16 protein-coding genes are annotated in these 18,573 nt (G+C 59.4%); 4 read left to right on the top strand and 12 right to left on the bottom strand.

Annotated features, from left to right (window positions below):
- Window positions 1-5 precede the first annotated feature (5 nt).
- The 5 genes from AC1MDC_RS16790 to AC1MDC_RS16770 all read right to left on the bottom strand — a co-directional run bounded on the left by AC1MDC_RS16790 (window position 6) and on the right by AC1MDC_RS16770 (window position 9,466).
- Window positions 6-2,858: a dermonecrotic toxin domain-containing protein gene (locus AC1MDC_RS16790; RefSeq protein WP_480393374.1), complete on the bottom strand. Its 2,853-nt coding sequence runs from the start codon at window positions 2,856-2,858 to the stop codon at window positions 6-8.
- A gap of 11 nt (window positions 2,859-2,869) precedes the next feature.
- The gene (locus AC1MDC_RS16785; RefSeq protein WP_480393373.1) at window positions 2,870-3,433 is read right to left on the bottom strand and encodes a hypothetical protein; all 564 of its coding nucleotides are present in this window, start codon (window positions 3,431-3,433) and stop codon (window positions 2,870-2,872) included.
- A 162-nt stretch (window positions 3,434-3,595) separates the two neighbouring features.
- Window positions 3,596-6,142 (bottom strand): helix-turn-helix transcriptional regulator, encoded by a 2,547-nt coding sequence (locus AC1MDC_RS16780; RefSeq protein WP_480393372.1) that lies wholly within the window; start codon window positions 6,140-6,142, stop codon window positions 3,596-3,598.
- Window positions 6,143-6,281: 139 nt separating this feature from the next.
- A complete protein-coding gene (locus AC1MDC_RS16775) occupies window positions 6,282-7,649 on the bottom strand; it encodes a DUF1329 domain-containing protein (protein ID WP_227234487.1) in 1,368 nt (455 codons plus the stop codon).
- Between the two features lie 23 nt (window positions 7,650-7,672).
- Window positions 7,673-9,466 carry a DUF1302 domain-containing protein gene (locus AC1MDC_RS16770; protein ID WP_085698500.1) on the bottom strand — a complete coding sequence of 598 codons (1,794 nt, stop codon included), beginning with the start codon at window positions 9,464-9,466 and terminating at the stop codon, window positions 7,673-7,675.
- Between the two features lie 649 nt (window positions 9,467-10,115).
- On the opposite strand from AC1MDC_RS16770, the gene AC1MDC_RS16765 reads away from it, so the two are divergent.
- Window positions 10,116-10,883, top strand: a complete 768-nt coding sequence (locus tag AC1MDC_RS16765; protein WP_085698499.1) for an N-acetylmuramoyl-L-alanine amidase — start codon at window positions 10,116-10,118, stop codon at window positions 10,881-10,883.
- A gap of 43 nt (window positions 10,884-10,926) precedes the next feature.
- On the opposite strand, the gene AC1MDC_RS16760 is transcribed toward AC1MDC_RS16765, so the two are convergent.
- From AC1MDC_RS16760 to AC1MDC_RS16740, 5 genes are all read right to left on the bottom strand, one after another.
- The gene (locus AC1MDC_RS16760) at window positions 10,927-11,838 is read right to left on the bottom strand and encodes an SDR family oxidoreductase (protein WP_085698498.1); all 912 of its coding nucleotides are present in this window, start codon (window positions 11,836-11,838) and stop codon (window positions 10,927-10,929) included.
- A 152-nt stretch (window positions 11,839-11,990) separates the two neighbouring features.
- Complete coding sequence (locus tag AC1MDC_RS16755; protein ID WP_234206487.1) at window positions 11,991-12,893, bottom strand: alpha/beta fold hydrolase; 903 nt, start codon at window positions 12,891-12,893, stop codon at window positions 11,991-11,993.
- Window positions 12,893-13,675 (bottom strand): class II aldolase/adducin family protein, encoded by a 783-nt coding sequence (locus tag AC1MDC_RS16750; RefSeq protein ID WP_085698496.1) that lies wholly within the window; start codon window positions 13,673-13,675, stop codon window positions 12,893-12,895. Before AC1MDC_RS16750 ends, AC1MDC_RS16755 begins: the two co-directional genes overlap by 1 nt.
- A gap of 132 nt (window positions 13,676-13,807) precedes the next feature.
- Window positions 13,808-14,494, bottom strand: a complete 687-nt coding sequence (locus tag AC1MDC_RS16745) for an LrgB family protein (RefSeq protein ID WP_085698495.1) — start codon at window positions 14,492-14,494, stop codon at window positions 13,808-13,810.
- Entirely contained in the window at window positions 14,484-14,870 is a 387-nt protein-coding gene (locus AC1MDC_RS16740) for a CidA/LrgA family protein (protein ID WP_085698494.1), read from the bottom strand. Before AC1MDC_RS16740 ends, AC1MDC_RS16745 begins: the two co-directional genes overlap by 11 nt.
- Window positions 14,871-14,967: 97 nt before the next feature.
- Here AC1MDC_RS16740 and AC1MDC_RS16735 point away from each other — a divergent pair, with 97 nt between their 5' ends.
- Window positions 14,968-15,855, top strand: coding sequence for a LysR family transcriptional regulator (locus tag AC1MDC_RS16735; RefSeq protein WP_480393371.1), 888 nt, complete (start codon window positions 14,968-14,970; stop codon window positions 15,853-15,855).
- Here AC1MDC_RS16735 and AC1MDC_RS16730 read toward each other — a convergent pair.
- A complete protein-coding gene (locus tag AC1MDC_RS16730) occupies window positions 15,845-16,300 on the bottom strand; it encodes a flavodoxin (RefSeq protein ID WP_480393370.1) in 456 nt (151 codons plus the stop codon). The two genes, AC1MDC_RS16735 and AC1MDC_RS16730, sit on opposite strands and share 11 nt — an antisense overlap.
- 152 nt (window positions 16,301-16,452) lie before the next feature.
- Between AC1MDC_RS16730 and AC1MDC_RS16725 the strand changes: the two genes are divergently transcribed.
- Window positions 16,453-16,929: a PAS domain-containing protein gene (locus AC1MDC_RS16725; protein ID WP_085698491.1), complete on the top strand. Its 477-nt coding sequence runs from the start codon at window positions 16,453-16,455 to the stop codon at window positions 16,927-16,929.
- 54 nt (window positions 16,930-16,983) lie between these two features.
- The gene (locus AC1MDC_RS16720; protein ID WP_085698490.1) at window positions 16,984-17,589 is read left to right on the top strand and encodes a hypothetical protein; all 606 of its coding nucleotides are present in this window, start codon (window positions 16,984-16,986) and stop codon (window positions 17,587-17,589) included.
- 3 nt (window positions 17,590-17,592) lie between these two features.
- Here the strand turns inward: AC1MDC_RS16720 and AC1MDC_RS16715 are convergent, their stop codons facing one another.
- The gene (locus AC1MDC_RS16715; protein ID WP_480393369.1) at window positions 17,593-18,552 is read right to left on the bottom strand and encodes a MerR family transcriptional regulator; all 960 of its coding nucleotides are present in this window, start codon (window positions 18,550-18,552) and stop codon (window positions 17,593-17,595) included.
- Between the last annotated feature and the right edge of the window lie 21 nt (window positions 18,553-18,573).

Genomic DNA, 18,573 nt, shown 5'->3' with positions numbered 1-18,573 from the left:
AATGATCAGCCGACGATATGGGTCTTGCTGTCCGCAATCACATGGGGAGAAACCGCTGCGGTGATGTAACCGATCCCGACCGGCACGCCGGTCGCGGTAGATACGATGTCCGCAATATCCTTGACCCGTGTCAACGCGCCCACCGCCGAAACCGATCCGCCAACACCGGCGATCACGCCGACGTACAAGAGGATGGAGCTTCTCCAGGCCGAGGCCAGATGGTTCCTGCCTGCGTCGTCATCCCCCAGGCTGTAGGCAACGATGCCCTGAACGATCGACCTTGTGATCCGTACGATACTGGCGACCAGTCCCACCGGCGGTACAAACAGCGAGACGATATCCACCGCCAGCTCCGTGACCACCAGCACCGTGTTCCAGAAACGCTCGGCAGGCGTGGTCGTTTGATGATCGACATCGCTGAGCACCCGCGAAACCATGCTGTCGAACTCGAACTTGAAATGAGTCACGGCGTAACTGTTGATCAATGCAGGTGCAGGGAGGGTGTTTGCAGCTTTCTGACAACGAATGACGAAATTCTGCACGACAGCTCGGTGCTCCAGCCTTGCCAGTGCAATGACGTGATTGCCCAGGCTGCCGCCCTTGAGTCCCAGTGTCAGCGACGCGAGCGGACGAAAGCTCAAACCGTCCGGTGCCTTGGGAATGTAGACCAGCAGTTGCAACTTCCCCGCCACACGGCGTCCGAACGTGTAGGCACCCTCGATGCGTCGCCCCTCAAGGGTCAGCGTATAAATACCTTCCTGCGGGGTGGTTCCGGGTTTGAACGGTTCCAGCTCATGAGGGCGGTCATGATCCAGCCCCTCGACCAGTCCCGCCAACCAATTGAATTGCTCGGAGGACAGGGAGCCCTGCATCTTTTGGGTCACTGCAGCCTTGAGCATTTCGTTTTGCTTGACCTTGCAGAAGAGCTTCGCCTTCAGGCTCTGCTTCGGGGAATTGGCGAAATGGTCAACCAGATGCCACTCATACGCCATGGCCGGTTTCAGGCTGATCAAGGCCCTCACAACGCTCGCATTCAGATTTCCCAGCGAAGCACCATTTCTGGAGGCAAATGCCACCTGACCATCGCTCGGCCAGAGTTGCCATTGAATGAACAGTTGAGTAAGCGTCATCCACTCCTGCCCACGCACCTTGACGTTCACTTGATCAGGATCGATCAATGGGTGTTTCGGGTCAGCCCCTCGCAGATGACGGTTCAGCCTTTCCATCACCAGGTCTCGCGAAAACGACACCATTGTGGGGATATTCAGCTCATCTTTTGACACTTCGTAGATCGCCTTGAACTCCGTATTCAGCCGGGTGAGCAGCTCACGATCCTGCGCCGCCGCGTTCCGGTACCAGACGGGGGTAGCCACTTTTTCCTCAGCGACTTCCCAGTCGATGATCCCGTGGATGGCCCCCATCAGCGGGCCATCATCCAGCCCTTGAGTCCATTGCACCAGTGTCACGTCCCCCCACCACCATGGCTGGAATACCGGGCCCGGTTCGCTGAAGGAAAGGTAGTCCTTCTCGAATTCCGCACGATTTTCGCTGAATGCCTGACCGGTCAGGAAGTCACGGTCACGCGGCTCGAATCCCCAGGCAATGAACTGTCGCTTCAATGCCGTCAGATCGGTGAACTCGAACCACTGCTGCCCTGTCGGTGCGCCGGGAGCATAAAGGACATGCCTTGAATGATCAGGCGCCGCGCCTTTCGCGCGAAACGCAAGCATGTCCCTGAACGGTTTGTAGTAAGGCCGGAAAGCAACACCCGTTGCCTCCATTTCCGGTTTCCCGAGCAGATACCGCTGTACCATATCCTGGGCCTGCGGGCTGATGTGTTTTTGCAGGATCGCGGCGAAGTTACTGACGGCAATCTGCTGTGCCAGCACTTTACACATGGCTTCTCTGACCGACGCCCGTCCAAAGCGGTCATTGCGTTCATTGGCGTATTGCACCCGCAGATCAAGCTGGCGGATGGTGCGTTCGATATTGGACGCGGTCAGTCGCGGGTTGTTGTGAAACGCCTCGAACTTGATCGAGTACGCAGCCCCCTTGTCATGCACGCCGTACATGAACAGCTGGGTCAGGGTTTTACGCTCGATATGCTCGATACGCCGGCTGCCCATCGGCAGTGAATGTTGCACCGTCACCCAGACCGTATCAGGATCCACACGTTGGGTATCGTCTGCGGAAATATGAGTTTCGACGACACCGCGCACATATTCCTGGAATGAAGACACCCCGCCCATCGACTCATGCAATGCCACCTGACTTCTCAACAATCCGTTTTCCATCGAGGCGAAAACTTCCTGATGGGCGGCGGGAGCGTCCTTGAGCCATTGCGGCCGATTTTTTTTGTTCATCAGGATCAGGAGGTGGGCAATGCGTCCCTTTGCGGTATCGCTCACTGTCTGCTGACGATGCACCGATTCGATGGACTGAATGACGGCCTGCAGATCCGCGCCGTTTTTTTCCAGTTGGCGAAGATGCCAGGTCACGTCTCTCTGCTGCTGTTCTAGCAACCCGGCCGTGAGGGTGTGGAAGAGTTCTCCCTGAATGTTCAGGTAACGGATGTCCGGAACCTGCCTGACCTGAGCGGCGTCTTCCAGGGCAATGCCCTTGAGCAGTTGCAGCCGGCTGTCCGGGTTGCTCAGGCGCTGCTCCAGAACACGCTGCATCATGGCCGATGTGCGGAATGTTTCCAGGCCGTTCACGTGAGTGAAAAGAACGACCCATTCGTTCTCGCCCGGTATCAGTTCAGAGACCGAGCGGCCAGAGAGGTAAGTGACAAAGCAACCGGCCAGCGTCGCGAATCGGCCGTTTTCCAGTTGCAGAGAAACACTGTAGGCCGGCGTCATGGATGCGTTCCTTATGAAGACGGCAAAACACCTTGCAACTGCACTGTCGCACTCAATTCCTGCCAGAACAGCGCGGCATAGGCATCCTGTAGTTGACGGCTGCGCGACGGCAGCTTGCGCCCCTTGTCATCCTTGCCCGAAGATGCGGCCCAATATTGCGCCAGCAAGGGCGAGTATTTTTGTGCCAGCGAGCCCAACACATTGGCGATCACCGAGCCGACGGCAGCCACATCCAGACCCTGGATTCGATCCTCGTCATCCGTGGAGTCAGGCCAGTCGTAGACGCCGTATTGGCTGGCGTCATACACGGGTGCCCGGCCCCGCGCCAGGCACTGCATGAATACGTTCATGACCAGCCCGGTCGGTTGCGGATTGACGATTTCCCGACTTCGGGCAGTGATGTAAGTCTTGCTGATGTAAATATCCGGCAGCAATTTCTGAAGTTCGTTTAACACTAGCTCCTGCAAATACGACTTGAACGAAGGCAACCCTCCCAGCATACGTTCAAACTCTACAAAACCCTGATCAACTTTACCCAGACTTGTTTCAATCGAAATTTTTTCCATGGCACTCATAAACAAACTCCGGCAATACACATTACTACCAGGCAATACAACATCACCCGAAACGTGTAATTAACTTAGCTTGAGAAGCACCCACACAGACACCCACCACACTTTACAAAGTTTTGAAAATTTCCGGCCGCCAACCTGACCTACAATTTCATTAACTGACAATTAACTGCACAACCCCAGCATTCTTGCCCGCGCCACGGCATGCGTCCGACGTTCCACGCCCAACTTGGCGTGAATTCTTCGGACATGAGTTTTAACCGTATGCAATGAGATGAACAACTTGTCCGCTATTTGTTGATTGGAGTTTCCCGAAGCAATCAATTCCAGGACCTGAGACTCTCGCAAACTCAATGAATTTTCATCGCCACTTTTATCTGAAAGTTTCTTTTGCTGTACCAAATCAACCCAGGCATCCGGCACTTGCTCTTCAAACTTCAACAATAATCGTGACAACTTGAAATGGCTTGCCAATGCCCGGCCTCTTTCAAAGTAAAGCCGGGCAGATTCGCCTTCATCGAGCAACGAGGCCACCTCCCCCATCGCCAGCAACAGTTCGGCTTCAAGAAGGATCATCCGACGGGATCTGGCCTGTTCGAACAGTCGCTGCAAACGTGCCATTGGTTGAGGTGCCTGATGCAACCGGGTCTCGGCCAGAATCAGCAAACACTCGATGCGCGGGACAAGCTCCAGCGTCGCCGGCGGTGCCTGCCGTGCGTTGGGGCCACGAAAGTGCCGAATTACCCGAGTCAAGGCCTCCCGGGCCAGTTCTGGCCGCCCCTGTTGCAGCCAGAACTCGCTGCTGACCTGCAACAGGATGCTGCGATAGACCGTGTCCGGAATCTGCCGCTGCTGCATCAACCGTTCCGCATCGCGCAGACGCATGAAGGCTTGTGGGAAATCCCCCTGATCGGCAGCCAGTTGAGCCAGCCCCAGAAAGCCGTAAAGCACACGCTTGTCAAAGCTGCGCAGACAGTCGTCGAGCCCCTGTTGAAAGAACTCGGCTGCCCGTTCCTGCTGTCCCAGGCTTAGCGCCAGTCGCCCGCGTCGCAGGGCGATACGGCCCAGCAGCGGCGTCGGCCGCTCAATGGACAATCCGAGCATTTCGCAGAGATTGGCCAGCAGCTCTTCGGCCCGGGCGGCCCCACCACGCTGTTCGAGCACCTGGGCATGATCAAGCTCCAGCAACGCCTCGAACAGCAATGAACCTTCAGCCCGGGCCAGGCAAAGTGCTTCACGATTGATCGAATGCGCCAGTTCCAGATCGCCACACAGCAGCGCCTGCTGTGTACGTCCCGACAGGCACAGCAGGCGCGCTGTCCAGGCCTTCGGCGACAGATCGCTCAAGGCTTGTTCAAAGTGATCACGCGCCTCTTCCATCCGTCCTTGCAGGTGCAACAGCCAGCCTTGCTGAGCCTGCCAGCGGGCGATCAATTGCCGTTGCTGGCCAGCCGTCGGTGGCGGCAAAAAACGCGACAGCTGCCCGATGCAATCCGCCGCCTGGACAAAGCGACCGGCGAACAACAATGCAGCCGTGATCAACCCGACCAGTTGCGCCGAACCCAGCAACAGTTCCTCGCCGCGCTGTTCATATAGACGCAGCAACAGCACGACCGTCTGTTCCTCGAACAGATGCTCGAAACTGAAATGCTGTAACAGACTCACAGCGACCTCGTACTCCTCGGCCAGCAACGCCTGCTCGAAAGCACATTTCCAATGTTGCCCGGCAGCAAACCACTGACAGGCCCGGCGATGCCAGGAACGCCCGGCAGGCCACGGTTCGTCACGCATCAGGCGTGACAGTGGCGCACACACCTGCAACCAGTCCGGAGATCCTCGCCAGGGTTCGATAAAACATCCCAGCGTCTGCAGGTTGCGCATCCATTGCGCCCCGTCTCCGGCACCAAACAGGTGATCGCAAAGGCTGGCATTGAAACGCGGCAAATGCGCCAGCACCCGCCAGGCTTCGGCCAGTTCCGGGCTCAGGCCGCTGAACAGTTCGTGTTGCAGGTAGTCCAGCAAGGTATCCATGCGCTGCTGGGGCAAGGTCTTTTGCGACCAGTCGCATTTTTGCATCATCAGCATCCGTACTCCGGCACACCAGCCACCGCTGCGCTGATGAATACGAGCCGCCACGCTGTCGGCCTGGTCTGGCGGCAAGTGCCGCAGTAGTTGTGCGATTTCGTCCCGGGTCAGCGCCAGCATCGCCCCTTCACATTCGTACAGGGCATCATCGAGCAGCAGACGCGGCCAGTTGCAGGGTGGCCGCCGCCGCGTACCGATCCACCATGTCACGGCCGGACTGCTGATCGCCAGCATCCGGTCGAGCAATGCGTCCAGCGCCGGCTGTGGATTGCGGCAGTAATCGTCGATCAACACCCAGGTTTCCGAGGACCTTCGCGCCAGTTCATAAAGCAACGAAGCCTCGTCCGAGACCGTCAGTCCCATCGCACATGCAAGCCGTTCGCAAAATTCGCCGACACCCAAGGCAGCCCCTGCCAGCGGCAACCAGCAGACGGTGCAATTGGCCGGCGCTTGCAGCAGGCACTCGGTGAGTAGCGCGGTTTTACCGCTGCCGGCCGGCGCACAGATCAGTTTGACCCGGGCCGTCGAATCGAAGAGTGCCTCGCAAAGGCGCGGGCGCGGCAGATGATGGGGAGACAGTCTCGGGAGAAAATCCGGTCGGTCCAAACTGGGTGTCATGGCGGTCATCGGGTGCGCCTTCTTATCGTTGTACGCTCACCCTAGACCTCTCTCCGGCGCTTGTTGACGAGTATTCAGCAAGCTGATTGGCGCCCATAAAAAAGGCGACCGTACGGTCGCCTTTCGCCTTGCCGATGTATCAAAACCCTTACCGTACGCCCTCGGCGCGCAGGGCTGACGGCGTGTAGTCGGCAGCCTTGGCTTCGAAGCCGAATTCGAAGCTGTGCTTCTCTTCGTTCTTCATCCCCAGAGCAATGTAGCGGCCGGCGATGATGTCGTAGAGCGCTTCAAGGGTGTAGGCCTGGGTCTGGTGATCGTAGTAATACTGCGCGTGTCCCTCGGCCACCCGCCACAGTTGCCCGCGACCGTCGTAATGATCGGCCAGCGCCACTTGCCAGCTGTCCTCGTCGATGTACATGTGGCGCTTGGCGTAGATGTGCCGCTCGTTCGGTTTCACCGTGCCGATCACTTCCCAGACCCGGTGCAGTTCATAGCGGGTCAGGTCCTGATTGATGTGCCCGGCCTTGACGATGTCGTCGTACTTGAGACTCGGCGAGTCGAGCTTGTAGCTGTTGTACGGAATGTACATTTCCTTTTTGCCGATCAGTTTCCAGTCGTAGCGATCCGGCGCACCGGAGAACATGTCGAAGTTGTCCGAGGTGCGCAGGCCATCGGCAGCGGTGCCCGGCCCGTCATAGGCAACTTGCGGCGCACGACGCACCCGCCGTTGGCCGGCGTTGTAGATCCACGCCAGACGCGGTTCCTTCACCTGATCGAGGGTCTCGTGCACCAGCAGCACGTTACCGGCCAGACGCGCCGGGGCGGTCACCGACTGCTTGAAGAAGGTCAGGACGTTGGCGGCTTTTTCCGGATCGAGATCCTTCATCAATTGCGGCACGGCGATCTCTTCTTCGAAGCGGATCGGTGTGTAGCTGCCATTGGTCTGCGGGGTCACCTGAGTGATGATCCGTCGCAGATTGCCGCCGTGATACCGGGTGATGTGATTCCACAACACTTCAACACCGTTCTTCGGAATCGGAAATGCGTAGTAACGGTTGCCGGTGAAGTTGGCCAGGCCGTTGCCGTCGTTGATGCTAGTGACGTTGAGCGCACTGCGCTTGGCCGATTCGTAGATTTCCGGCGGTACGGCCACGGTGCGATGGGTCGGGTAGACCGGGATCCTGTAGGTTTCGGGGTAGCGCTTGAACATCGCCACCTGGCCGTCGGACAGCTTGTCCTTGTACTTGTCGACGTTGGCAGCAGTGATGGTGAACAGCGGTTTTTCGCTGGCGAACGGGTCCGCCAGAAAGCCTTTGCTGTCGACCGCACCGGCGTTTTTCGCAATACCGCCGGTCCAGGCCGGAATCGAGCCGTCGGCGTTGCCGGCCTTTTCGGCGCCCAGCGGCGTCAGGCTGGTGCCGAGCTTGCTGGCCTCTTCCGGCGAGACCGCCGCGATCACGTTGGCGGCCAGCAGGCTCAGGGCCAGGACACCGCATTGCAGAATCATCTTGCGCATTGCATTCATCCTTCTCGGGCAGATCAGAAGTTCACACCGAAACTCAGGGCCACGAAGTCACGGTCTTCGAGGGTGTTGTAGTCACCACCGAAAAAGTCGGTGTAACTCAGGCTGGCGGTATAGGTATTGCGGTAATCGGCATCCACCCCGACGCTGATGGCCTTGGCGCCTTCGTTGAACAGACCGTTGGGGCCATAACCGGCAACGTCGTGGGACCAGGACAGGTTGGGTTTGAGGTTGATCCCGCCGATCACGTTGGCGTAATCGAGGATCGCCCGGGCGCGATAGCCCCAGGAGGTGGAGGTGACGAAACCGTCGGTGTCACCGCCGAAACCGTACTGACCGTAGACCGAGTCACGGCCATAACGCAGCTTGCTGCGCGACTCCAGCCCACCGACCCGCACCACCGCCGCTTCGCCGACCAGGGTCAGGCGTTCCGCACCCCAGACCTGATCGAAAAAGTGCGTCAGCGTGCTCTGGATCTGCGTCACTTCCTTGCGCCGGTAGCCCTTGTTGTCGGCGCCCGGCGAGGTCACCAGCGGCGACGCCGCACCGCCGGCAATCGGATTGAGCAGCGCCAGGGTCAAGTCATTGGTGTTGACCTGCACCGGCGCGTTGGGCCGGTAGCTGATCTCGCCGGTCCAGGCGGTGCCGGTCGGCAGCGTGGTGGAGAAACTCGCGCCGTACAGGCGGATGTCTTCCGGGTATTCGAGGTAGTACTGGCCGCGCCCGAGCATCACGCTTTGCGCCAGCCCCGAACCGCTGCCGGGTGCCAGACCGTTTGCGATCCCGACCATGCCCGGCAGCGCCGCGAGGGTCGAAAGCCCGGCGGTGCTGGTGCCGACGGTCGGCGTGCGGCTGTGGTAATTCATGAAGTAGAGGCCGTACTCGGTGTCATCGCCGAGCCAGCGCAGTGCCGTACCCCATTGTCCGGAATCCCGCGCATCGCGGTCGCCGCCACGGGGCACGATCACGCCTTCGCGGGTCACCTGGATCGGCTGACCGAAGGCTGCCGTCAGCGGTACAAACGGGGCGATCGCCGGACTGCCGACGGTGTAGCCGTTGTTACAGCCGTCCGCCGCCACGTCAACACCGAAGAAGGTGCCGCAGTTGTCGAGGACGGTCTGATCCCATTCCAGTTGATAGAAGCCCTCGACCGTCAGTTGATCGGTGAGCCCCTGAGAGGCGAACAGCATGTTTACCGGAATCAGCCCTTCCTTGATCTCCGCACCCGGCCGGCGAAACGCCGAGACGTCGATCGGGTTGATGCTGTTGATCGAGTTGCCGATGAAAGTACTTTCACCCCAGCTCACCACCTGTTTGCCGGCGCGCACGGTGCCCGGCAGATCGGCGATGGAATAGTTGTGATAGATGAACGCATCGAGAATCTGCGCGCCGGAGGACTTGGCGCCCTCCTTGCGGCCCTTGTCGCTGATCGGCTTGAACTCGCGGTCTTCGTCCTTGAGCTCGAAGTCGTACCAGTACTTGCCGCGCACGAACACACCGGTGTCGCCGTACTTGAGTTCGAGGTCGTGGATGCCTTTGAAGATCTTGGAAAAGGTCTCGCCTTTCTTGAAGTTCAAACGCCCGTCATCACCGGTGGACGACTGGCCGGTTCCGCCGTTGACCGTACCCACCAGCGACTTGTCGGCATCGCGCATGCCCCAGCTCGCGCCGACCGACAGCGAAGAATCAAAGGTGCCTTCGATTTCCCCGATATTGAAAGCGACCGCGTGCGCCTGGGCACAGCAGCCCAAGGCCACCGCAGCGGCGAGCGCCTGCGGTGTGAAGATGGCGCGCATTGTTGTTTTTGTCATGCGTCTTCCCCGGTGAGTGACAGAAGGCCCCACCCTACTGCCGCCACACGGGGACGATAAGCGCACCAAGGAGGTATTCGCGCCGTCGCTCGAAAGGATGAATACCCGCCTGCGGCAAGGCTCTGCGCCCGCCATGAACAGGCTGGATGCACCACCATCAACGTGACGGATGATGGCCCTTCGAATCACTGCACTGTTACATGCCCCGTAACAGTGCATGTCCGGTTTCGCTATTTTTACTTTGGTCTCGAGCGCTTATTCTGAGCGGGCTTTCACGGCGCACCGCCCGCAAGCACAAAGTCCGCGACCGAGTCGTCGGCAACCGATTTCTGATGGACCGAAGCATTTCCTCGATCCATCGCCCCGGTGTTCACTGACGTTGATTTGTAGCTCCTTGATCCAACGTCTTACCTTGGCCGCTGCGTTTGCAGCGGCCTTTTTTATGGGCGCGACCTGGCAAATGTCGCTGGCGCACCGACAGCTTCCTCTGCACTGGGCAATGCGATCTACAAGTGCCCGAACTACACAATTTCCCGAAATCGGCTACACGTCTCTGTAACTTCGCGATCGCGCTTCTCAATTAAGATCATTGCCAGACCAGCGAACACCAAGGGCTGGTTTTGACTTTATCCATTGGAAGGATTGCTCGTTGAAAACCATCAGCTATAACCAATACCGCTCCATCCACAGTTTCAACGGACGGATTCGGTTTCTTGTCTTTCACTACACCGCCGTCGACTTCGCCGGCTCGATTGCCGCCCTGACCGGCCCGAGTGTCAGTGCGCACTATCTGGTGCCGGACATCACTGATCCCAGCTATCAGCGGGCCGGTCACAGCACCCAGGAGGTTTTCGGTCTGGTGGATGAAACCCAGCGTGCCTGGCATGCCGGGATCAGTCAGTGGGGTAATCGCAGCAACCTCAACGACACGTCCATCGGCGTGGAAATCGTCAACATGGCGACATTCAAGGACGGCCTCTTCAACTTTCCGCCGTACCATCCTGAACAGATCCGTGCGATCGAAGAATTGGCATTGAACATTCTTGCGCGCTATCCGGATATCGGGCCGACCCAGGTGCTCGGCCATTCGGACATTGCCATCGGCCGCAAGAGTGATCCCGGACCGATGTTTCCGTGGTACGCGTTGTATTTGAAGGGCGTTGGCGCCTGGTATGACGAGGACACCCGGAACCGCTTTTTGCAGCAGTTCACCGAATCAGGCATTCCATCCCGGGCCAACCTGCTGCAACAGTTCAAGACCTATGGCTACGACACATCCAGGGCCACAGACGAGGCGGGCTATCGGCAACTCGTGCGTGCCTTTCAATTGCACTTTCGCCCGCAAGCCTGCGAAGGAGAAATGGACGCACAGACGGCGGCAAACCTGGCGGCACTCGTGGCCAAATACTTTCCTTGAACACTTGAAAGGCAAGGTCGTTTCTTGACCTTGCCGGTACGGTTTACAGCGAATATTTCTGCAGGTTCGCCATCATTTCCTTCAGCGCCTCGATGTTGTCCTTTGGATGCGCCGCGCCTTCGAAATCACAGATCTGCTGCCAGTGCGCCGCGACGTCTTCCGGGGAAAAACCGACGCGGGGATCGAACCCGGCGCCCAGGCTGCGCTCCCAGCGCACTTTGCCCATCCAGCCGCCGCCGACTTCGAACAGGCCCGAGGTTTCCTGGCATTGCTCGCTGGCCAGGTACACCACCAGCGGGCTGACCAGTTCCGGTTTGAGTTGTTCGAACACTTGCGGCGGAATCAGGCCTTCGGTCATGCGGGTGCCGCCGGTGGGGGCGATGGCGTTGACCAGGATGTTGTTCTTGCGGCCTTCGATGGCCAGGGTGCGAGTCAGGCCGTAGAGGCCGAGTTTGGCCATGCCGTAGTTGGACTGGCCGAAGTTGCCGTAAATGCCCGAGGTCGATGCGGTGAAGATCACTCGCCCATAGTTCTGCTCGCGCAGGTGCGGCCACGCGGCGCGGGTCACCTTGTAGGCGCCTTCGACATGGACGCGATAGACCAGATCCCAGTCGGCGTCTTCCATTTTGTGGAAAGTCTTGTCGCGCAGGATCCCGGCGTTGTTGACCACCACGTCGACGCGGCCGAATACGTCGAGCGCGTTCTGCACCAGTTTTTCGCCGTCGGTGACCGAGTCATGGTTGGCTTCGGCGATGCCGCCGGCCTCGCGGATTTCCGCCACCACGCGGTCGGCCGCCGAAGCGTTGGCGCCTTCGCCCTGAGTCGAGCCGCCGAGGTCATTGACCAGCACCTTGGCGCCCTGTCTGGCGAACAGCAAGGCGTGCGCGCGTCCCAGGCCACCACCGGCTCCGGTGACGATCACGACTTTATCTTCGAAACGCACAGAATCATTCATCGGGGCAACTCCAGCAGGCCTGAGGGACAGTTTCCCCGAGTGTCAGGCACGACGCGCTCGGTCACAACGAACACAGCTGGGGCTGAATGGTGCGCGATAAGGCTGGGGGATGATGAAAACGTGCCGGGGCGCCAGGCGCCTCCGGCAAGAACTCAGGAGCACGCCGCCTTGCGCGGTGGCAACACGAAGTGATCGCGAAATGCGAGATAGTGTTTGAGCACCTGTACCGGCGCTTCGGTTTGCGGGTAGTGGCCGATACCCGCCAACAGCACGATGTCCGCGTCGGCGATAAGCTCGCGATAACGCTCGACCATGTGCGCCCCGGAAATCGGATCGACTTCGCCATCGATCACCCGCAGCGGCACCTCGCCACGCTGCATCGCCGCGACCCAGCGATCACGCTGAACCCGACGCTCGGGAATGTAGTGAATCAGCTTGTGCATGACGCGTTGCCCGCGATTGCACTCGATCAGGCTCCAGAAATCATCCATCTCGCTTTCGCTGGGCCGGGTGTCCGGGCCGAAAATCTGATGGAAACTTTTCACCAGCGCATCCCGGGTGAAGGCCCGGCCGATCATCCAGCCCAGCGGGCTGAGCAGCAGTTTTTGCGTCAGCAGTGGCCGGTGGGTTTCCGGAAACAGACCACCGTTGAGGAACACACAACTGGCGACTTCGATCAGGTCTTCGTAATGTCGGGCCAGCAGTTCCTGGGCAACACTGTCGCCGTAGTCGTGGGCCAGAATGTGCACCGGTTGCTCGACCTGCAGATGCGCGAGCAAGGCCTGTTGCAGATCGGCCTGCTCCAGCAGGCTGTAGGTGTGATTGAGCGGTTTGGCCGAGTCACCGAAGCCGAGCATGTCGCAGGCAATCACCCGGTAGCGCTGGGAAAGTGGTTGCCACAAGTAATGCCAGTCCCAACTGGCCGTGGGAAAGCCATGGATCAGCAGCAGCGGTTCACCCTGCCCGGCCGTCCAGTAGCGGATCGGCTGACCATGGAAGACAAACGCCTGGCTGCGTTTGCGCCAGGCACTCAGCGGAATCTCGGCAAGAGGCATTAGAGTTTATACCCCGGGTCTTGTTTATCGAGTTTGCGCAGCAGCGCCGGCCAGGCCAGCGCGCCACCCATGCCTTGAGCACTTTTGGTTACACCGGCGATCATCGCCTTGGCGCCTGCCAGAATCTGCGGTTCGATGGCGATCAGTTCGGCCCCGCCGGTCTGCGCCATGACCTGGATGTCGCAGGCGCGCTGGAAGGTGAACATCATCAGGAAGGTATCGGCGATGGTGCCGCCACAGGTCAGCAGACCGTGGTTGTGCAGCATCAGGAAATTGTTGTCGCCCAGATCCGCCTGCAACCGCGCTTTCTCTTCATGGTTAAGCGCCACCCCTTCATAGGCGTGAAAGGCCAGGCTCGACAGCACGAACAACGATTGCTGACTGATCGGCAGCACACCCTGCTTCTGCGCCGACACCGCGACACCGGAAGCGGTATGGGTGTGCAGCACGCAGGCCACGTCGTGGCGGACTTCATGCACGGCGCTGTGGATGGTGTAGCCAGCGGGATTGATTTCGTAAGGGCTGTCCATGAGTTTGTTGCCGGCCTGGTCGACCTTCACCAGGCTCGAGGCGGTGATCTCATGGAACATCAGGCCAAACGGGTTGATCAGGAAATCTTCGGTGCCGGGCACCTTGGCGGAAATGTGGGTGAAGATCAGATCATCCCAGCCATGCAGCGCGACCAGACGATAGCAGGCGGCCAGATCGACCCGGGTCTGCCATTCCGCGGCACTGACCTGGTCTTTGACGTTTATGGACGAAGGGACGGGGGCTACGCTCACTGTATGCACCTCTGCGTTCTTATTGTTTTTGCGTGTGTCAGCAGTCTAGTCAGCCCCGGACGGTCGCGTAGTTGCATTGGCAGCCAGCTTGATGACTGAACGAGTCAGCAACGCAAACAGCTTGGATCCATGTCAAAGCAACGACGCCAACAAAGGTGCGGCGAACAGATTGAGCAGCCCGGTGAGCACCATCACCAGGCCCGCGACCGAGCCTTCTTCGCCACCCACTTCATGGGCCCGGCTGACCCCGGCGCCGTGCGCACCGACGCCGAACAATGCACCGCGTGCCAAAGCGCTGCGCAACGGCAACCACTTGAGCAGCACACCACCGAGCATCGCGCCGAACACCCCGGTGAACATCACGAACACCGCTGTCAGTTCCGGCACGCCACCGAGGTCCTGGGCCAGCGGCATGGCAAACGGTGTGGTGATCGAGCGCGGCACCAGCGACAGCGCCACCGGACTGTCCAGCGCCAGTGCTTTCGCGAGACCGAACGAAGTGGCGATCGACGCCGCACTGCCGGCCAGCATGCCCAGCAGCAATGCCGACCAATGCCGCACCAGCAACTGGCGCTGCTGCCAGATCGGCACCGCAAATGCCACGGTGACCGGACCAAGCACCAGCATCAGCCAATGGGTATTGCTCGAGTATTCGGCGTAAGCGGTGTGCAGCGGCACGGCAAGCGCCAGCAGCAACGCGGGGACCAGAATCAGTGGCGACAACACGTAGCGCCCGGTCCGGCGATACAGCCAGCGACTGAACAGATAAGCCAGCAACGTGAACGCCAGCCAGAACATCGGCATCAGCTCAAGCTTCATGGGACCGCCTCAGGCGCACGGCCAGCTCTACGGTGAACGCGGTCACCAGCATCACCATCAATGTGCTGGCCGCGATCACCAACAAGATCCGCCAGCCGTCATCGTGCAGCAACGCGCCGTAATCCAGCAGGCTCATCAACGCCGGAATGAAGAACAGCAGCATCTCGGCCATCAGCAATCCCGCGCCCATTTGCAGCGCCGCCGGTTTGACCCAGCCGAACGCAAAAGCCAGCAGCAGCAATGCCATGCCGATCACCCCGCCGGGAATCGGCCAGGGCAGCCACGCTGCGATCTGGCATCCGAGCAGGTAGAGACCGAGCAGCACGGCCAGTTCGGCCAGCAGGCGGGAAAAGTATTTAACGGTCGAGGATTTCATCGGGGGGCTCCTTTCACAGGTGCCTATTTTACGAACCGGACTTCCATCTCCGAAGCGAATTGTTAGACTCAAGGCCATTCCAATCTGGAATCAGGCCATGGAATTCAAACAGCTCAAAAGCTTTGTCGAAGTCATGCATCAGGGCGGTTTCACTCAAGCCGCAAAAAACCTGCACATCAGTCAGTCTGCGGTGAGCAAGCAGATTGCCCAGCTCGAACAAAGTCTCGGCACCCCGCTGCTTGAACGGCTGGGCTCGCAAATACGCCTGACCGCCGCCGGCAGCGTGGTGCTGCAACGGGCCGAAGGCATGCTGCGGTTGCGCAATGAATTGCTCAGCGAGCTGGATGATCTCAGTCATCTGGCACGCGGCGAGCTGCGTCTCGGGCTGCCATTACTGGGCAGCGACGCGTTGTTTGCCGGGCTATTTGCCGAATACCGACGGCGATATCCGAACATCAGCGTTCAACTGATAGAGGGTGGCAGTCGCAACATCGAACAGGCTGTGCTCAGCGGGGAGCTGGAGTTGGGTGGCAGCTTGCTGCCGAAAGATCCGCAGTTCGACTTTCAGCCGTTCTGCGATGAACCGCTCGATGCGCTGCTTCCGGTGGATCACCCACTGGCGGCAAAAGGCGAAATCGGCCTGGAGGAATTGGCCGATACGCCGTTCCTTTTGTATCAGCGCAGTTTCGTGCTCAACGATCGTTTGCTTCAGGCCTGCCAGCAGATGGGCTTCACCCCGAAGGAAGGCGGGCGCAGTGGGCAGGCGGATTTTCTCGCGGCGCTGGTCGCCGCCGGACAAGGCGTGGTGTTGCTGCCCAGCGTGGTGGCGCGCGGACTGGTGCGACCAGGCGTGGTGCGCCTGACCTTGAACGCGCCGGATTACTTGCGCTGGGACATCGCTTTCATCTGGCGCCGGGGCGCCTATCTGTCGAAGGCTGCGCAGGCCTGGCTGGCGCTGCTGCGCGAACGTGAAATCAGCCCTTGAGCTTGGCAATCAACTGTTCCAGCCAAGGTTCGGCGTCGGTTTCAGGCGTGACGCTTTCGCTGGCGTCGATGCGCAGCATGTCCTGCACTTCGCGCACGCCCAGTTCGCCGAACAACTCGCGCAATTGCTCGCCGCCGCCGCAGAAGGTGTCGCCATAACTGGCATCGCCCAAGGCGATCACGGCACCAGGCAAGCCACGCCAGGCCGCCGGCAATTGGTCGCGAATGGCCGAGTACAACGGTTGCAGGTTGTCCGGCAGCTCGCCCATGCCGGTGGTCGAAGTTACGCCGAGCAAGACTTCAGGGCCAAAGGCCTGGAGATCAGCGAGGCTGGCGCGCGAGTTGTAGAAGGTTTCAAAACCGGCGGCGTTCAACAGGCTCTGAGCGTGGCGAGCGACTTCTTCGGCCGTGCCATACACAGAGCCGGAGAGGATGGCGACTTTCATCAATCTGATCCTGAAACTGAAAAAAAGAGCGGCGATAGTAACAGCCAGCGGCGCCTTGTCGCGATTGGCTCTCGATAAGCGCTGGTGGCCGGTAGACAGCGCCGATCGATCTTCTAGAATGCCTGCCACCGAAATCCTTAAAGGCTTCATAGATGATCAGTGCCAGTTTGCTGCAAATGGTGATCAACGCGTCGAACGAAGGGATCGTGGTGGCAGAAAAGGAAGGCGATCAGGACAACATCCTGATCTACGTGAATCCGGCCTTCGAAAAAATGACCGGCTATACCAGTGAAGAGATTCTTTATCAGGACTGCCGCTTCCTGCAGGCCGGAGATCGTGACCAGGCCAGTTTGAAGTTGATTCGCGACGTATTGAGCGAAGGCGGCTCATGCCGGGAGATCCTGCGTAACTACCGCAAGGATGGCACGCCGTTCTGGAACGAACTGTCGCTGTCGACCGTGAAAAATGCCGACGACGGGCTGACCTATTTCGTCGGCGTGCAAAAGGACGTTACGGTTCAGGTCAAGGCCCAGCAGCGCGTTGTGCAACTGGAAGCCCGGGTCGCGGCTCTGGAAGCCGAGCTCGCTGAACTGAAAGCGACGAACGGCGCAAACAAAACAGCGAACTAATTGTCACTAACTACAATCACCAATGACTTTGTAATTATTCATTTCGAGTTAGCCATGCAGCGTGACGCCCTCCTGACCCAGGATGAGCTGGATTTCATCCAGACCATGCAACACAACCCGCAACTCAACGTGCGGGATGCGACGTCGAGCCTGCTGGTCAACGGTGGTTCGCAGATCCGTGACCTGCTCACGCGCCTGGCGGCCCATGAACAAGTCACCATCCAGGCCAACTTCGAAAATCAGCAGATGACCTTCCCGTTGCATCTGGTGGAAGATGAGTTCCACGCCCTGCACCTGCGCCTGGGTGTACCGAGCATCTATGAAGACGGACCGATGGTGCGTCCATGGCGACTGACTCTGGAAGAGCCGGTGGCACTGGAAAATGCCAAGGGTCAGCCCGGTACGCTGTGGGTTCACGAGGTTTCGCACAAGGGTGTGCTGCTGGAAGTGCGCAACAAGACCAAACCACCGAAGCATTTTGCCTTGTGGTTCAGCCCGTCGGGCTATGAGCGGATTTCCCTGCGCGGGACGTTCGAGCGGGAAACCGAAAGCGGCTTTTATGCTTACGAGCTAAGCCAGAGCGATGCCGACGAAACCGAGCGTCTGCGCCAGTTCATCCTGCAACAGCATCGTTTGACCCACCCTGCCATGCACACCTGAGTCTCAGGTATCCAGCGTCCCCGCCAGAAACTGATTCATGCGTTGACGCATGGTCGATCCGTCATTGCCCAGGCAGCCAACCGCTGATCCGGCGAGGCTGTCCTGCGCCAGATCGGCGGCATCGCCCGCCAGCATCAACTGACAATCCAGGCTCAAGGCCAGACGATTCAGACGTCGTGGCAGCTCTGCAGTCGGCGCATGATTGGAAAACAGCACCAGCGCCTGAGGCCTGGTCTTTTCGCACACCAGCGTCAGTTCATCGAACGGCTGGCCGGTGGTGAGTACACGAACACCCGCGTCATTGCCGCTGAGAAACAGCGCCGCCACCAGTAGTTCAAGCTCACGACATTGACCGGCCAGTGCGCTGACGATCACCCTGCGCGGTTGAGAGCCGCGGAGCATGACGATGCGCTGCAGCACCTTCGCTCGCAGAAAACCATCAAGGAACAGCCACTCGCTGGTTTGTCCGAAAGCGTCCTGGCGCTGCAGCATTTGCAGCCATAACGGCATCAGGATGTCCTGAAACACGACAGGCAATGCGTAGGAGGAGAAAATCTGGCCGTAGAGTTGATCCAGCGCCTGATCGTCGAATGAACCGACCGCGTGCCGAACCTGTTCCTGCCACTGCAGGTAATCCGTCTGCATATTGTCATCGGATATGAACGGGGCCAGGACTTTCATCGGCTCGGTCTTGGCCAGGATCCTGCCGATCTTGCTCACGGCGACACCCCGATCGATCCAGTCGACGATGCTGCGAACGCGCTCGATATCGGTCATCGAATACAACCGATGCCCGCTTTCGGTGCGTGTCGGCTGGATCAAACCGTAGCGACGCTCCCAGGCGCGCAACGTAACCGGGTTCACGCCGGTCAGCCGCGCTACTTCGCGGATAGGGAAAAGCTCTTCGCGCTCCAGCGCAACAGAGACGGGGAAAGCAGGACGAACGTCAGTCATGACAGGCATTTGCGCGGGTACGTCCTCGTT

The sequence above is a fragment of the Pseudomonas sp. 1 genome (assembly GCF_056626735.1).
The sequence above is the reverse complement of the archived record's forward strand: the minus strand, read 5'-3'. Positions and strand labels throughout refer to the sequence as shown.

Bases quoted from the DNA above. Each gene is read 5' to 3' on its own strand.
- AC1MDC_RS16760 (WP_085698498.1), bottom strand. From the start codon at position 11,838: ATGAATGATTCTGTGCGTTTCGAAGATAAAGTCGTGATCGTCACCGGA.
- AC1MDC_RS16725 (WP_085698491.1), top strand. From the start codon at position 16,453: ATGATCAGTGCCAGTTTGCTGCAAATGGTGATCAACGCGTCGAACGAA.
- AC1MDC_RS16785 (WP_480393373.1), bottom strand. From the start codon at position 3,433: ATGAGTGCCATGGAAAAAATTTCGATTGAAACAAGTCTGGGTAAAGTT.
- AC1MDC_RS16775 (WP_227234487.1), bottom strand. From the start codon at position 7,649: ATGCGCAAGATGATTCTGCAATGCGGTGTCCTGGCCCTGAGCCTGCTG.
- AC1MDC_RS16790 (WP_480393374.1), bottom strand. From the start codon at position 2,858: ATGACGCCGGCCTACAGTGTTTCTCTGCAACTGGAAAACGGCCGATTC.
- AC1MDC_RS16735 (WP_480393371.1), top strand. From the start codon at position 14,968: ATGGAATTCAAACAGCTCAAAAGCTTTGTCGAAGTCATGCATCAGGGC.
- AC1MDC_RS16730 (WP_480393370.1), bottom strand. From the start codon at position 16,300: ATGAAAGTCGCCATCCTCTCCGGCTCTGTGTATGGCACGGCCGAAGAA.
- AC1MDC_RS16770 (WP_085698500.1), bottom strand. From the start codon at position 9,466: ATGACAAAAACAACAATGCGCGCCATCTTCACACCGCAGGCGCTCGCC.
- AC1MDC_RS16780 (WP_480393372.1), bottom strand. From the start codon at position 6,142: ATGACCGCCATGACACCCAGTTTGGACCGACCGGATTTTCTCCCGAGA.
- AC1MDC_RS16740 (WP_085698494.1), bottom strand. From the start codon at position 14,870: ATGAAATCCTCGACCGTTAAATACTTTTCCCGCCTGCTGGCCGAACTG.
- AC1MDC_RS16755 (WP_234206487.1), bottom strand. From the start codon at position 12,893: ATGCCTCTTGCCGAGATTCCGCTGAGTGCCTGGCGCAAACGCAGCCAG.
- AC1MDC_RS16745 (WP_085698495.1), bottom strand. From the start codon at position 14,494: ATGAAGCTTGAGCTGATGCCGATGTTCTGGCTGGCGTTCACGTTGCTG.
- AC1MDC_RS16715 (WP_480393369.1), bottom strand. From the start codon at position 18,552: ATGCCTGTCATGACTGACGTTCGTCCTGCTTTCCCCGTCTCTGTTGCG.
- AC1MDC_RS16720 (WP_085698490.1), top strand. From the start codon at position 16,984: ATGCAGCGTGACGCCCTCCTGACCCAGGATGAGCTGGATTTCATCCAG.